7 protein-coding genes are annotated in these 14,936 nt (G+C 75.8%); 2 read left to right on the top strand and 5 right to left on the bottom strand.

Annotated features, from left to right (window positions below; all coding sequences use genetic code 11):
• The first annotated feature begins 5 nt into the window (after positions 1-5).
• Together WME95_RS03230 and WME95_RS03225 are read left to right on the top strand one after the other, a co-directional pair.
• Complete coding sequence (locus WME95_RS03230) at positions 6-473, top strand: hypothetical protein (protein WP_437906951.1); 468 nt, start codon at positions 6-8, stop codon at positions 471-473.
• A gap of 107 nt (positions 474-580) precedes the next feature.
• Positions 581-2,218, top strand: a complete 1,638-nt coding sequence (locus WME95_RS03225; protein ID WP_437906950.1) for a phytoene desaturase family protein — start codon at positions 581-583, stop codon at positions 2,216-2,218.
• A 35-nt stretch (positions 2,219-2,253) separates the two neighbouring features.
• On the opposite strand, the gene WME95_RS03220 is transcribed toward WME95_RS03225, so the two are convergent.
• The 5 genes from WME95_RS03220 to WME95_RS03200 all read right to left on the bottom strand — a co-directional run bounded on the left by WME95_RS03220 (position 2,254) and on the right by WME95_RS03200 (position 14,871).
• Positions 2,254-2,670 (bottom strand): YkgJ family cysteine cluster protein, encoded by a 417-nt coding sequence (locus tag WME95_RS03220; RefSeq protein WP_437279621.1) that lies wholly within the window; start codon positions 2,668-2,670, stop codon positions 2,254-2,256.
• A gap of 20 nt (positions 2,671-2,690) precedes the next feature.
• Positions 2,691-8,714: a hypothetical protein gene (locus WME95_RS03215; protein ID WP_437906949.1), complete on the bottom strand. Its 6,024-nt coding sequence runs from the start codon at positions 8,712-8,714 to the stop codon at positions 2,691-2,693.
• Positions 8,711-13,483, bottom strand: coding sequence for a hypothetical protein (locus tag WME95_RS03210; protein WP_437906948.1), 4,773 nt, complete (start codon positions 13,481-13,483; stop codon positions 8,711-8,713). Before WME95_RS03210 ends, WME95_RS03215 begins: the two co-directional genes overlap by 4 nt.
• A 435-nt stretch (positions 13,484-13,918) precedes the next feature.
• Positions 13,919-14,215 (bottom strand): polyhydroxyalkanoic acid system family protein, encoded by a 297-nt coding sequence (locus WME95_RS03205; protein WP_272097713.1) that lies wholly within the window; start codon positions 14,213-14,215, stop codon positions 13,919-13,921.
• 56 nt (positions 14,216-14,271) lie between these two features.
• Entirely contained in the window at positions 14,272-14,871 is a 600-nt protein-coding gene (locus tag WME95_RS03200; protein WP_437906947.1) for a peptidyl-prolyl cis-trans isomerase, read from the bottom strand.
• Positions 14,872-14,936 lie beyond the last annotated feature (65 nt).

Here is a 14,936-nt window from a genome sequence, read left to right as displayed (position 1 = left end):
CCCAGATGCCGCCGCCGACGTCGCCGCGAACGCTGGCCGGGCTCCTGCCGGCGCTGCTGGCCGGGGTGCTGTTCGGGGTGCTGTTCGGGGTGACCGCCTGCCAGGGGGACGCCGGGAGGGAGGGCGGGGTCGCGGAGGCGAGCGACGGCGGCGCCGCGCTCCCGGAGGGCACGCCGGCGCCGCGGCGGCCGACGCGGCACTACCACCTCCGCCGGACGGACGACGGGTGCGAGCTCTTCTGGATCGACGGGGATCTCGTCTCCGCGTCCCAGGCGGTCGTGTGCCCGCCCGACCTCGAGGTGGGCGAGCGCCTCCGCCTGACCGGCAAGACTTGCCTCCGCGAGTCGGCGCAGACCCCCGCGCGCGCCGTGCCCGTCGTCTGCCCGCTGCCGCTCATGACGATGGAGAAGGCGGACAGGGCGCCGCCCGACGCCGGGGCGCCGCCCGACGCCGGCAAGCGAGACGGCGGGTAAGCGACGGGCAAGCGGCGGGGCCATCGAGGGCACAAGCGCGCAGCCGCCCACGTCCCTGGAGCATCGTAGTCCGGGGGGGTAGCGTCATGCGGCACGCGGATACCGTCGTGATCGGATCGGGCGCCGGCGGGCTCACTGCGGCGCTCGCGCTGGCGCGCGCGGGACAGAAGGTGCTCGTCGTCGAGCAGCACTACCTGCCCGGCGGGTGGACGCACAGCTTCTCGTTGAATGGGTACCTGTTCAGCCCGGGAGTCCATTATATCGGCGGGCTCGGCCCGGGGGGCGCCGTGCGGCGGCTCTACGAGGGGCTCGGGCTCTCGGGAGATCTCGAGTTCTGCGAGCTCAACCCGGATGGGCTCGATCACCTGATCATCGGCGACGAGCGGCTCGACGTGCCCAAGGGCCTCGATCGGCTCATCGCCCGGCTCACGGCGCGGTTCCCGCACGAGGCCGCGGGGATAGCGCGGTATTTCCGTGTGCTGCGCGGGGTCAACGACGATCTCGGGCGCCTCGAGGCGATGCTCGAGTTCCCGAGGGTGCTGCTCGCGCCGTTCAAGGCGCCGAGCCTCGTGCGCTGGGGCCTCCGCACCCAGGAAGATCTGCTGGACGCGACGATCCGTGATCCCCTGCTGCGCGCGTTCCTTTCGGCGCAGGGGGGCGATCACGGGCTCTCGCCGTCGCGCGTGGCGCTGCCGGTCCACGCGGGCATCGTCTGCCATTACATGGACGGCGGGTACTACCCGCGCGGGGGCGCGAAGCGCATCCCGCTCGCGATGATCAGGGCCCTTCGCCGGCTCGGCGGGCAGGTGCGGACGCGCGCGCGGGTGAAGCGCATCCTCGTCGAGCGAGGGAGAGCGGCCGGCGTCGAGCTGGAAGGGGGCGAGGTCCTGCGCGCGGCGAGCGTCGTCTCGAACGCGGACCCGGCGATCACCTATGGAGAGCTGCTGCCGCCCGAGCTGACCGCCCGCGAGCGCCGCAAGGTCCAGCGGATGGAGTACTCGGTCAGCCTGCTCAGCGTGTTCTGCGCGGTGGACATGGACCTCCGGTCGATGGGTTACGACTCAGGCAACTACTGGTGGTACCGCGGGCGAGACGTGGGGCGCCTCTACGAGCGCATGGAGCACCAGCTGCCGCGCGGGGCGGTGGACGGGCTGTTCCTGACCATCACGACGCTGAAGGACCCGGGCCACCCGACCCGGGGCGACCACCACACGATCGAGATGTTCACGTTCGTGCCCCACGGCCCCTTCACGCGCTGGGAGAAGACCCGCACGGGCGAGCGAGGGGCGGAGTACGAGGCGTTCAAGGAGTCGATCGGAGATCAGATGATCGCGGCGGCGGAGAACGTCATCCCAGGCATCTCGCGCGCGCTCGTGTTCCGCTCGGTGGCGACGCCGCTGACCAACGACTTCTACTGCGCCACGTACCGCGGCGCCGCCTACGGCACCGCCAAGACGAGGTGGCAGCTCGGCCCGCTGTCGTTCTCCATCGGGACGAGGATCCCGGGGCTGTACCAGTGCGGGGCGAGCACGCTGAGCCACGGGGTGGCAGGCGCCGCGATGTCAGGCCTCATGGCCGCGCAGCGGATCACGGGCGCGGCGCGCGCGGAGGATCTGCTCGGGCCGGCCGACGGCTCGCTGCGGATCTACCCCGCCGATCGGCCGGAGGAGTGGCTGCACGAGCGGAGGAAGGCGAGCGCGGCGGCGCAGGCGGACACGGGCGACGAGGTGCCCGAGTGGACGTGAGCCGCGCTTGAGCCGCGCTGCCGCCCTAGCGAGCGCTAACCGGCCGGCGTCCTGGACCGGAACGTGATCTGCACGAGCGGCATCACGTCGGGATCGTCCTGTGTCTCCCGCTCGAACTGGAGCACGTCGTAATAGCCGCACCGCGGCCTGCCCGGGTAGTCGCGGCAGACCTCGGGCCGGGCCTCGTAGATGGTGCAGCCGCGGGTCGTGAGATCGAGGAAGCGGCAGACCCGGCCGAGCACCGGATCCGACTGCCGCCGGAGGATGCGCTCGTCGTTGTAGCGCTTCGTGAAGCGCGCCTCCGCGGCCTCGAGCGTGAGGCCGAAATGGCGGGCGAGCCGCCGCAGGTCGCGCGGCGTGACCTCGACCCGCTCGTAGATGGAGCAGCAGTAGGCCGGGCACTTCGAGCAATCGTAAGAGACGCGGGGCTTGGCCTTGAGGGTCGTCGTCATGGATCGTGGGGGACGTGCCTTCACTCGTTGAAGCCGAGCTGCTCCCGCGCCTCGGTCAGGCCGTCGCTCACGGCGAAGACGATGAGGTCGCGCGCCTCGGCGTTGCGCCCGATCCAGGTGACGCGGTCCTTGCCCGCGGCGGGCGGCGCGTTCGTGTTGCCGCCGGACCAGGCGATGCCCGTGAGGACGACGTTGATGTCGCCCACGGCGAGGAACGCGGCCCGGTTCCCCCAGCCGTTGATCGCGGTGTTCAACGTCGAGGCGCGGTTGCCGATCGAGCCGATGACGTCGGCGGCGAGCACGCTGATCTTCGGATCCACGCCGCCCGCCATCACCCGCTCGATGCGGCCGTGGTACTCGCGCAGGCGCCCGGCGTCCGCGCCCTGCGGCGACCACGACGGGACGAACGCCTTCAGGTAAGCCGCGAGCAGCGGCCAGAGATCGATCGGCGCCGTCCGCGAGAAGGCCGAGGCGTTGGTCTGGAGGATCTTGACGGCGCGGTGGATGAGGGCGAGCCGGACGTCCTCGCGCGGCGAGGTGACGAGCGCCTGGCCGAGGACGATCTTGGGCGGGCTCGTGGACGCCGGCACGCAGACGGCGCCGAGCGCGCCCGTCATGTAGACCTGCAGGCCGGGGAGGCCGTACGCCGCGCCGATGCCGCGCGCCAGATCGGTGATCTCGGCGTGCTGGGGCGGCAGCGGCGTCGCGCGGATCGAGTCGAGATCGAACGGCACCGCGGCGTCGAGCAGCGGGCCCGTCTTGAGCAGGAGCTCCCGGAACGCCGGGGTCATGAGCTCCGGCGCGAGGTGGGCGTCGAGGCGGGCGGCGCCGGCGGCGTTGCCCGCGCCGCCCATCGCGGCGTCGCGGCCGTCGAGCGCGTCGACCGTCGCGCGCGCGATCTTCGCGGCGCCGGCGCGTCCGCGGAGCTCCGCGACCGTCGCGACCGTCGAGAAGAGGTAGGGCTCGAAGCGGCCGGTGTTGAGCGCGCGGCGCGCGTCGGCGAGGGCGCGATCGAGCAGGGTGGTCGCCGCGGAGGCCTGCTCGGTGCGCTGGTAGTAGCTGGCCAGCGCGCCGAGGGCGAAGTCGTCCTTCGGCCACGTCTTGCGGGCCGTGAGCAGCGTGGCCTCGGCCTTCTTGGCGTCCCCCATCGCCTCGTAGATCTCGGCGAGCTCCGCGGTGCGGCGGCACTTCTGCTCGGGCGCCTCCGCGGCGCTGATGAGGAGGTTCTGCTGCTCGAGCGCGCGGGCGCCGTCGCCGGCGCGCTTGTAGAGCGAGACGAGGCGCTCGCGCGCGCTCACGTCGCCCGGCGAGCGCTTCAGGATCTCCTGGTACGCGAGCTCGGCGCGCTCCGCGTTCGGGAGGTGCTCGTCGTAGAGCTCGCCGAGGCGGAGGTAGATCGCGACCTGCTTCGCGGGCTCGGGCACGAGGCGCGCGAGGCGGATCCACGCCTGCTCGGCGCCGGCCCAGTCGCCCTCGCCGGCGCAGACGTCGGCGAACGCGGTCAGGGCCTCGACGTGATCGGGGTTCGCGTCGAGCGCGGCGGCGAGCGCGCGCTTCGCGGCCGCCGCGTCGCCCACGTCGGCGAGCGCCCGGCCGCGCAGGACCTCCATCTCGACCCGCTCCGCGGGATCCGTCACCGCCTCGAGGCGGCGCTCGAGGAGCGCGGCGAGCTCGGCGCGCGCGCCCTCGGCGATGTAGATGGCCCTGAGCCGCGAGAAGACGTCGGCGTACGACGGATCGACCGTGGCGACCGCCTCGAGGACGTCGCGCGCCCGCGCGACGTTCTGGACCTTGTCCTGCCAGAGCACGGCCGCGGCGTAGAGCGAGTGCGCGCGCCCCTCGGGGCCGACGCTCGCGCCCGCGGCGGACTCGAGCGCCGCGGCGGCGGCCGCCGGGTCGCCGCCGCGCTCGAGCGCGTCGGCGAGATCGAGGTGCGCGACGAGGTAGTGCGGGACGAGCGTGATCGCGTGCCGGAAGAAGGCGACGGCGTCCTCGATCGAGCCCGCGAGCAGGGCGTCCCTGGCGGCGCGCACCGAGAGGGCCGCGGCCTCGGACGGGCGATCGGTGCGCTCGATGAGCTGGCGATCCGCCTCGATCGCGAGGGCGTGATCCGCCTTCGCGCGGGCCTGGGCGGCCATCTGGCGCAGCGCCCAGATGCCGCGGGGCTCGTTCCTGTACGCGATCTGGACCGGCTCGAGCGCCTCCTCCCACGGGAGCACGCGCAGGCGCAGCCGCGCCGACAGGAGCGCGTGGGCGATCGCCTCCGGGCCGTCGAGGACACGCGCGATCTCCAGCGCGATCGGCTCGAGCTCCTCGTCGCGGCCCTCGCTGATGAGGTACGAGGCGACCCGGCGGAGCGTCGGCAGGTGGTGCGGCGTCTCCTCCAGGATGGATCGGCGCCAGAGCAGGGCGCTGCCGGCGTCCTTGCGCCCGTGCTCGTCCAGCTCAGCGAGGCGCTCGTAGATGTCGAGGCGCTCCGCCGCGTCCGCCGCCTCGCGGGCGCGCGGGATCAGGGCGTCGACGAGCTCTCCTGTGCCGTGGCCCGCGACGGCCGCGCGGTAGAGCGCGATCGGCGCGAGCGCGTTGTCCCCGGCGGCGATCGCCTGGCGGGCGCACGCGGCGGCCTGCGCGAGATCGCCGGCGCGCTCGTGGTCGAGGGCGGCCTCGAGCGCGAGGCGAGCGGCCTCGATGCCCGCGGCGGCGCGGTCGTCACCCGGGCGGCCGTCGCCATCACCGCCTGCGTCGAGGGCGCGCAGGAGCTCGGCGGCGCGCTCGGCGCGCCAGGAGGCGCGGTCGGCGGGCGGCTCCGGCGCGAGCCGCTCGAAGAGCTCGCGCAGGCCGATGTCCTGGGGGCGCGAGCGGTGCGCCGTCTCGAGGAGCGACGCCGCGGCCGCGGGGTCGGCCTCGGCGACGAGGAGCGCCTCGCGGACGAGATCGTGGGCCCGCTCGAGGGGGTCGGCCGCGCCCTCGCGGCGGGTCCTGAGCCACTCGAGGAGGCCGTCGCGGTCGACCCGGGCGCGCGCGCTCCGCTCGCCGAGGTGGAGCGCGACGGGGAGCTTCGGATCGATCTGGGCGGCGCGCGAGAGCAGGCGCTCGCCCTCCTCGTTGTCGCCGCCGTCGAGCAGGCGGATCGCGGCCTCGGTGACGAGCACCGCGGCCCGCGGCCCCTCGTCGAGCGTGAGCGCGTGCTCCGCGAGGATGCGGGCCGCGCCGACGCCGCTCTCCTGCGCGGCGCGGGCGCGCGCGGCGCCCTCGTGCTGCGGGTCCGCGGCGCGGGCGCGATCGAGATCGCTCATCGCCGCGCGCTGATCGCCCGCGATCTCCGCGAGGACGGCGGCGGCGAGCGCGCTGTCGCGCTCGGACGCGACCTCGCGCAGCGACGCCACGGCCCTGGCGACGCGGGCGCCGCGATCGCCGTCGAGATCGAGCTCGAGCGCGAGCGCCCGGAAGAGCGGGCTCTCCGGCGCGGTGTCGCCGTACGTGACGACCGCGCGGGAGAAGGCGTCGCTCGCGTCGACGCCGCCCTCGGCGGGGACGGCCTCGCGCGAGAGCGCGCGGCCGAGGGCCGCGGCGGCGCGGGCCCTCGGGCCGCCGAGGGGGCGCACGCCCCTCGACGCGGGCGCGCCGTCCACGGAGGCCACCGCGGCGTCGCCGCCGGCGTCGCTCAGGGCGGCGCTCGCCGCGGCGCAGAGCGGCGCGAACTCGGGATCGTCGGCGAGGGCGTCGAGCCACGGGTCGATCTCGCCCGCGGCGCCGCCGGCGAGCGCCGAGAGGACGATGCGATCGGCCGGCGAGAAGGCGCCGCCGGCGTCGCCGTCGTCGAGCGTCGCGTCGCGCACCGCGGCGGCGTCGCCGAGCTCGATCGCCTGCGCCGCGAGGGCGCGGCGCGCCTGGCCGCCGTGCGAGCCGGCGGCGACGCTGCGGAGCGCGCCGAGCGACGCCGGGCGGGTCTCCTTGCGCGCGGCGCTCAGCGCGGCGGTGAGCCACGCGACGGCGGGCGCGAGCGAGGTGCCGCGCAGGGGATCGAGGGTCGCGAGGCCCTCGGCGAGGTCGCCGGCGCCGAGCAGGGCGCGGGCGCGGAGCAGCGCCTCGTACGGCGTGGCGGGGGCGGCGCGGCCGCGCGCCGGCCGCGGGGCGCCGCGGTGCGCTGCGACCTGAGCGCTCGCGGCGGCGAGCGGCGCGAGCTCGGGCGCCTCGGGGAGGCGGAACTTCGCGAGCACGGCGGAGGCCGCCGCGTCCGAGTCCGGCGCGGCGAGCGCCTCGCAGAAGCGCTGGACGTGCGCGCGGGGATCGGCGGGGTGCGTCCGCGCCGCGAGCTCGAAGCGTTTGTGGGCGCCCTCGGGATCCGCGAGCGGGATGCGGCAGAGCTCCGCGCCGAGCACGAGGTTGTGGCAGCGCGCGACCGGCGTGCCGAGGACGCGGGTCTCGCTCTCCAGCGCCTCGAGCGCGGCGGGCAGATCTGCCTCGCGCATCAGGAGGCCGCGGAGCTGGCGGTGCGCGAAGATGAGGCTCGGGGCGAGATCCCGCGCCTCGGCGGCGATGGCGCGGGCGGTGGCGTCCTCCCCGGCCATCACGTAGAGCTCGGCGACGGGAAGCAGCGCGCGCGCCCGGGCCGCGGGGTCCTCGATGAGCTCGGCCTCGGAGCGGAGCCACGCGGCGCGCGCCGCCCACACGTCGCGCTGCTGCGACTGGACGAGGATCGCGCTCGCGTCCTGCTCGCCGTCGAACACCGAGGCGGGCGGCGGGATCGACGGCAGCGGCGGGAGGCTCTCGGGCGCGCGGGAAGGAGCCGATGACAACGGGCCCGAAGGAGGCGCCGACGGGACGCGCGCTGACGAAGACGGGCGCGGCGGCGACGACGACGGCACGCGCGACGACGACGGCACAAACGATGACGGCGACGGCACGAACGACGACGACGGCCGGACGTGGGACGGCGCAAACGGGCGTGGCGACGACGACGACGGCGCGCGCGACGACGAAGACGGGCGCGGCGGCGACGACGACGCGCGCGGCGATGAAGGCGGGCGCGGCGGCGTGAAGGCGACGCCGCTGTCGGGTCTCCGGGTCGCGACGCGCGTCTGCGCGAGATCGTCCTCGAGCTCTTCATCGGTCGGCTCGGCCGACCCGCTGAGCAGGCTGGACTCGTCGACGAGCTCGCCGGGATCGCTGTCGGCGGCGGGCTGATCCCAGCGGCTGGCGGAGGCGGACGACTGGCCGGTGTACGGCCGGGTCGTGGGCCCAGGCTCGTCGAGGGCGTTCGTCTCCTCGTCGTCGATGCCGTGCGTCTCCTCGTCGTCGAAGGCGTGCGCGTCCGCGAACCGGCCGCTGCTGGCGCCGCTGGGCGGCGCGAACTCGAACGGGGAGTCGCCGCCGTCGGGGATGGGCGTCGCGCGGTCGCCCGGCTCGGCGGTGTCCTCCTCGAACACAGGCTCCCGGCGCACCGACGGCGGCGGCGGCGGGGCGGCGGGCTGGGGGCGCGGCGCCGTGAACCTCGCGGACGGGGCCGGCGGCGGGATCTTCGGCGTGCGATCACCGGGCGCGCCGGGCGTGAGCTCCGCGCCGAGCGACGCCTTCACGTCGCCCGGCCTGCTGCCCGAGCGGGGCGGGGCGGCGGGGCGGGGCAGCGACGGGGGGCGCGGCGGCGGGATGGGCGCCGGGGGCCGGCGCGTCCCGTGCAACGCCGGCGCCGAGGTCACGACCCCGTCGTCGGCGTCCTCGGCGCGCTGATCCTCGAACAGCATGTCGAGCAGCGCGTCGCTCTCTCCGGCGCTCTGCGCGGGCCTCGCGGGCACGGGCACGGGCTCGCGGGAGAACAGCTGCTTCAGGCCGCCTTCACCGGCGCGCTCGCCCTCCTCGGCGCCGCGGATCGACTGGATGAGCTCTTCGGGGATCTTCGCGAGGAGCGTGGCCTCCTCGACGTCGCCCTCCGAGACCGCCGCGCCGTACATCGCCGGCGGGGGGACCGTGATCTTCTCCTGCGACGGCGCGCCCTCGTCGCCGCCGCCGCCAGAGGAGCTCTTGGATTGCGGATTCTTGCTCACCGGACCCCCATGCCGAGCTTCTTCCGGAGCTCGAGGTAGCTCTGCGAGAGGACGAACGCGACCAGCTGGCGCGCCCGCTCGCTCTCGGCGACGACACCGCCGAGCTGCTCGCGCGGGGTATTGAGGATGTCCGAGAGGACCAGCGAGACGTCGCCTGCGGCGATGACGGCCATGCGATCGATGCTCCTGCGCGCGGCCTGCGCCCAGCGGAGCGGGTCCTGCTGGCTCGAGACGATGCGCTGGCAGACGTCGGCGATGGCCTTGCGGGTCGCGCGCGACATCTCCTTGTGGATGGCGCGCGAGACCTCGCCGAAGACGGCGTAGGGCGGCTGCGGGACCGTGAAGCCCGCCTCGATGCACGCGGCCGCGACGAGCGAGGCGACGGTGCTGTCGTCCCGCGTCCTGAGCGAGGAGATGCCCCGGCGCAGCGCGAACGCCTCGCGCGCGATCGCCGAGCGCGAGGCGGCGTCGAGCGGCGTCGTGATCTCGGCGCCGAGCACGAGCGCCGGCAGCTGGCCGTAGACGCCGGTCGCGCCGCGAGGGCTGGGGCCGCCGACGTAGAGCTCGAAGTCCGTCTCGAAGCTGAGCGCGCCCATCCACTCGGCGACCGCCACGCGCAGCGGGTGGCCGCCGCGCGAGTCGATGCGGTCCTTCTTGCCGACGCCGAGCGACACGAGCGACGGGCCGAGCGCCATGCAGATGGTCTCGGCCATCTTCGCGAACAGCTCGCCGACGGGCCCGGTGTCGAGCGGATCGGCGATGTCGGCCATGGCCTTGGCGTCGAGGGCGATCTGCGGCCGCGCCGGGACGCGGGCGTCGATCTTCCTGAGCTCCGCGGAGATGCCGTCGTCGATGCGGACGAGCGAGACGAGCGCGCCGAGCGTGGCCTGCCGGAGCGCCGCGTCCTGCCCCGCGCCGGCGATCTTCGCGAGGAGCGCGACCCGGGCCGCGTCGAGCGGCTCGACCGCGAGCGCCTGGATCAGCGTCGCCTTGGCGCGGCCGAGCACGCGGGTGCGGAACGCGGGCTCGTAGTCGGTCGTGAGGACGAGATCGATCGCCTCGCCGTCGTCCGGCGCCTCTTCGAGGAGCTTCGCGACGGCCCGCTCGGCGCGGCGCGGCGCGCCGAGCTGATCCCGGTAGATGGCCATCGCGAGGCGCGCCGCCTCGATCCGCCCCTCGGGGGTGTCGCGCTCGACCATGAGCTCCTCGAGCAGGCGCGTCGCCTCGTCCCAGGAGCCGACCCGGGCGGCGACGCGGACGAGGCGCTCGCGGACGACGAGCGTCGACAGCCCGGCCCGGTGCAGGCCGATCAGCACCTCGAGCGCCCTGTCGTGCTCGCCGAGCTTCTCGTAGGCGTCGACGGCCGTGATCCCCGACATGAGGCGCTGCTCCCCCGGCGCCTTCGCGACGCGCGAGAGCTCGGCGTAGAAGGCGGCCGCCTGGCCGAGGTCGCCCTGCGCCTTCGAGATGTCGGCCGAGAGCGCCAGCGCGCCGATGTGATCCGGCTCGAGCAGCGTCACGTTCTCGAGCGCGGCGAGCGCGTCGTCGAGCCTGCCCTTCTTGCGGAGCACGCGCGCGCGCTCCCAGAACAGCTTGCAGAGCTCGAGGTCGTTGTCCGCCACGCCGAGCCGCCTCTCGATGATGTCGAGCAGCCGGTCGTCCTCGTTGCGCGCGCGGACCCGGCGGAACAGCCGGTCGAAGGCGACGCCGCGCCGCGGGTCGCGCGCGAACGCGCGATCGAAGGCGATCTCCGCGTCGTCGTGGGCCTCGGTGTGCTGGAGGAGCAGGAGCCCAGCGCTCTCCCAGAACCCCGCGCCGCGCGCGTCGTCCTTGCAGAGCGCCCCGAGCTGCGCCGAGGCGAGCGCCGTCGACACGGGGTCGCGCAGCGCCTCGGACGTCGCGCGAACGCCCTCCCAGGCGGCGACGTCGTCGGGCCGCCGCTCGACGACCGCGCGGAACGCGGCGAGCGCGCGCTCGTGATCCCCGGCCGCGAAGTCCGACCAGCCCGCGAGGCCGAGCGCGGTGAGCTGCGCCTCCTCGCCGAGCGCGTCGCCGAGCCCGTGCAGCGCCGCGGCGCGGCGCCGCGGATCGCAGCCGGGGAGCGCGAGCTCGAGGTTGGCGAGCTGCGCGGGCGCGTGCTCGCCCGTGAGGAACGGCCGCGGCAGGTTCGGCTGATCGAGCGCCCCGACGATCGCGGCCGAGGCCTCCATCGCGGCGCGGGCCTCGCCCTCCATGTGCCGCGCGAGCGCGCTCCGCGCGGCGACCTCCGCCTCGCGGTCCTCGGCGCCGAGCGCGGCGCCGAGCCACTCGAGCTCGGCGTGCGGGCTCGGGTCGGCAGCGGCCCACGCCGCCGCGCGCGCCGCGGTGCGCGCGCGATCCTGGTCCAGGGTCCGCGCGAGGCGGAAGCGCTCGGCGTGCGCGATCGTCGCGGCGCCGTCGCCGCGCTCCTCGATGTAGTCGAGCGCGCGCTCGACGGCGCTCCGCTGCTCGAGGGCCGGCTGCCAGAGGAGGCGCCCGAGCGCGGCGGCCAGGGCGAGGTCGTCGCTCGCCTGCGACTCCAGCGCCTCGAGCGTCGCGAGCGCCTCGTCGGCGTCGCCGCCCTCGGCCGCGCCGACCTCGAGGCCGAACCGCGACAGCGCGAGCGCCGCCGGGTCCTCGCCCGCCTCGCCGGCGACCTCGAGGGCGCGGCGCCGGCTCTCCAGATCGCCCGCCTCGTGGCCGCGGAGGGCCCAGGTGAGCGCCGTCGCGCCGGCGCGCGGCGCCTTGCCGCGCGCCGCCTCGAGCTCCTCGACGGCGCGCCCGCGCTCGCCGGCGCGCCAGAGCAGGATCGCCGCCTCGATGTGCAGCGCCGCCGAGAGATCGGCGTCGTCGATCGCCGCGGCGCAGGCCGACAGCGTCGCGGCCGCGGCGGCGGGGCTCCCGGCGCGCCGGTGGAGCTCGGCCAGGAACACCGCGACGACCTCGTCGTCCGCGGATCGCTCGAAGAGCGCGCGGAGCCGGCTCCGCGCGCGATCCAGATCGCCGCCGCGCGCGCTGCGCAGGGCAGCGACGAGCCACAGCCCGCGCGCGGTCTCCTCGCCCTCGACCTCGGCGAGCGCCTCGATGACCGTCGGCGAGCGCCGTGGGCCTGGGGCGCCGGGCTCGTCGCCGCGCTCGCGCCGGCTGCGGACGAGATCGACCGCGAAGGCGCCGAGCGCCCGCCCGAGCCACGCGTTCGGCGTGGCGCCGTCGTCGGCGCCGGCGTCGGCGAGCTCGGCGAAGGCGCCCTCGGCGCCGTCCGCGTCCCCCCGGAGGAGGCGGCTCCGGCCGATCTCGAACCACAGGCTCGCCTTCTCGGCCGGGTCGACGCCCGTCGAGAGCAGCCGCTTCGTCGACTCCTCGTACCAGGCCGCGTCGCCGCGGAGCGCGGCGAACGACCGGCCGAAGCGCGCGAGCACGCCCGGGTGGACGCCGGCCATGCCGGCCTGCGACAGGGCCGCCTTCGCCGCGCCGACGTCGTCCGTCCGCACCGCCCAGACGTAGGCCGCGAGGAGCAGCGCGCGCCCCCTCGCGTCGTCGCTCGCGTACGAGGCCGCCGTCGCCTCGAGCGAGGCCGCGAACGCGGACGGGTCCTGACCGTCTCCGAGGAGATCGATCTCCAGCGCGCGGGCCGGGATGCACTGCGGGTCGGCCGCGAGCGCGCTCCGGAGCGCCGCGAGCGCGGCCTCGCGATCGCTCGCGAGCGCCGCCGCCTCGGCGACGCGCAGCCACAGGGCCGCGGCGCCGGGCCCGCTCGCGCCGCGCGCGATCTCCTGCTTGGCCAGGCTGGCGGCGGCCTCGGCCTCGCCGGCGGACTCGAGCGCGGCGATGCGCGCCCGGCCGAGCAGCGTCGACTGGGGCAGCCGCTCCGCGGCCCGCTCGAGGAGCGACGCGAAGCCGCCCGTCCCGGCCCGCTGCGTCAGCTCGGCGGCGCGGAGCCACGCGTCGGCCGCGTGCTCCGGCTTGCGCAGGGTCCGCGGGACGCCGTTGGCGTCGCCGCTCGCCTCGTCGTCGAGCGCGTCGGCGATGAGCTCCGCCTGCCCCTCGAGGGCGCGCGCGAGCGCGCCGAGGTCCTCCTCGCGCCGGGCGATGACCTCGAGCGCGAGCTGCGACCTGAAGCGCGCCCGCCCCTCCAGCGCGGCGGCCGCGTCGAGCAGCTCGTAGGCGCGCTCCACGTTCTCGGTCGCCGCCGCGAGGTCGGCGAGCTCGATGAAGAGCAGCCCCTTCCACGTCGCGTCCGTCGCGAGCTCCGCGCGGGCCTCCAGCGCGCGCATCCGGCCGGCGAGGTCCCCTTCCTTGGCCGCGATGAGCTCGAGCTCGAGCCACGGGGTCGCGTCCTCCGGGTTGCTGAGCGCCGCCTCTTCGAGCGCCTCCTTGGCCGCCGCGAGGTTCTGCTCGTGGTCCTGGAGGTACGCCGCGCGCTCCCAGAACGAGCGTGCCCGCTCCTCGGGCGTGGCCGCGGCGCGCGTGAGCGCGTCGAGCAGCTTGCCGAGGTTCTTGATGGACTTGCGCCGCGTGAGGATGCGGACCAGCGCCTCGAGCGGCTCGCGGAACTGGGGATCCGCGTTGAACGCGGCGAGGTAGTCGCGCGCCGCCGTGGGCTCCTCGCCGAGCGCCTCCTCGAGCGCGCCGAGCTCGTGCAGCAAGAGCGCCTGGAGCTGTCGCTCCGGCTGCTCGCCTTGCTCCGCGCGCAGCCGCGCGATCAGGGCCGTCATGCTCTCCGCTTGCCCCTCGGGTGCCTGAACCGTCATCTCGCTCGCGACGCCTCCGAACGGGGTCTCATCTGTGCGCACCGCATGACGATGGCGGAGAGTAGCGAACCGAACCTGACGGAGTAAAGCGCGCCGGGCAGGGAGCGGGCTCGAACAGCGTCGAGTGGCCTGGCCTGGCCTGGCCGCGCGCGATCGGTGGGTCGAGCGGCGGACACGGATGTGCGGGCGCCCGCGCCCGGCGAGGAGATCCGCGGAGCGCGCCGGTCGACCGCGTACGCCGCCGGAACCGCCGGAAAACGAAGAACGGTGGGCGCGCTCGCGCGCGGCGCGACACGCGCGAGCGGGCGGAGATCGCTCGCTCGCGAGGAGGAGGCGGGGCTGAGGAGGAGGGAGCGCGTGTCGGCCGGGGCGCCGCGCGCTGCGGGGCGGCGCGGTCGATCGAGCCGCCGGAGCGCGCCTGGCCCGGCTGCCGGGCTAGGCCCTGCCCAGCACGGCGTCGAGCTTGTCGTTGACCTTCGACTCGACCATGCCCTTCATCGCCTTCAGCAGGAACGGTAGATCGATCTCCACATGGACCGCGGACGCCTCGACGCGAACGAGGCCCTTCGTCCCCTTCGCGGCGCCGCCCGGCGCCTCGAACCGGATGACGTCGCCATCCCATCGCCACTGGATGCCGAGCTTGTCTTCCATGCCCCGCGCAAGCTCTTCCGCGCGCTTCCTGGCCTCGTCCTTGGTGAGCGCGTGCTGCCGACGGATGTCGATCGTCGCCATACGGTATCTCCACTCGTTCGCGTCCACGGCGACGCGCCGCGCGCGGTTCGCTTTACTTACTCGATCCGACGCGCGATCCAAAAGCCGCGCGGCGTGTCGACCGGGCCGCTCACGCCGCCCTTGGGGAGGCTGAACAGCTCGTACTCCGGCGCGGGCTCGAGCACGCCGCGCGGGATGTAGCCGAGGTCGTCGGTCGACCCCTTGTCGCCCTTCTCGATGGCGGCCTTGAAGTCCGTCTTGGCCACCTCGGCGAGCTCCCTGGCGAGCGCCAGCGCGGCGTCCTTGGAGCGCGCGGTCGGCGCCGCGCCCTGCGCGCCGCGGTACTGGATGAGCACGACGCCGAAGCGCACCTTCTTCGGCGCCTCGGCCGGCAGCGAGGGCGGCGCCTCTCCCGAGAGGAGCGTGACGCCCGCGTCGGATCGCCCCGCCGGCTCGGGGCCGCGCTCCTGGACGATGCCCTCGGCGCCGGCGTCGCTCCCCGCGTCGGCGTCGCCCGCCGCGGCCGTCGCAGGCGAGGCGGCGGCGTCGGCGGCGTCGGGGCCTGCGTCGGCGGGCGCGCTGGCCGCGCCGCGCCCCTTCGAGCCGCCGTGCGTGATGACGAACGCCAGCGCGCCCGTGAAGAAGAGCGTGTAGATGACCGCCGTCGAGCGCTGCATGAGCGGCAGCGCGTTAGCACAGGTGGAGGACGCTTGGCGAGGCCGCGATGGCGACACGCGCCGCC

Source organism: Sorangium sp. So ce327 (assembly GCF_051530205.1).
GTDB lineage: Bacteria > Myxococcota_A > Polyangia > Polyangiales > Polyangiaceae > Sorangium > Sorangium cellulosum_B.
This window is presented reverse-complemented; position numbering and strand designations above follow the sequence as displayed.